Origin of the sequence: Pseudomonas sp. Au-Pse12, from assembly GCF_021341665.1 — a bacterium.
In the GTDB taxonomy this organism is placed as follows: Bacteria; Pseudomonadota; Gammaproteobacteria; order Pseudomonadales; family Pseudomonadaceae; genus Aquipseudomonas.
In genome coordinates, this window is the sequence record NZ_JAJTTH010000047.1 from 1 (window position 1) to 290 (window position 290).

Annotated in this window: 1 protein-coding gene; it reads right to left on the reverse strand. The window is 55.5% G+C overall.

Annotated elements, in window-relative coordinates:
* A partial coding sequence (locus tag LXM55_RS32365; RefSeq protein WP_233324210.1) for a GTP-binding protein occupies positions 1 to 290 on the reverse strand: 290 nt, incomplete at both ends.

Genomic DNA, 290 nt, shown 5'->3' on the forward strand with positions numbered 1-290 from the left:
GGCATCGGACCATCGGCAGCCGAGCAAACCAGGATCGCGCCGTCCATCTGGGCAGCACCAGTGATCATGTTTTTGACGTAGTCGGCGTGACCTGGGCAGTCAACGTGCGCGTAGTGACGAATGTGCGAATCGTACTCTACGTGTGCAGTGTTGATGGTGATACCACGAGCTTTTTCTTCTGGGGCGCTGTCGATCTTGTCGAAGTCAACACGAGCCGAACCGAAAACTTCGGAGCAAACGCGAGTCAGAGCAGCAGTCAGAGTGGTTTTACCGTGGTCAACGTGACCGAT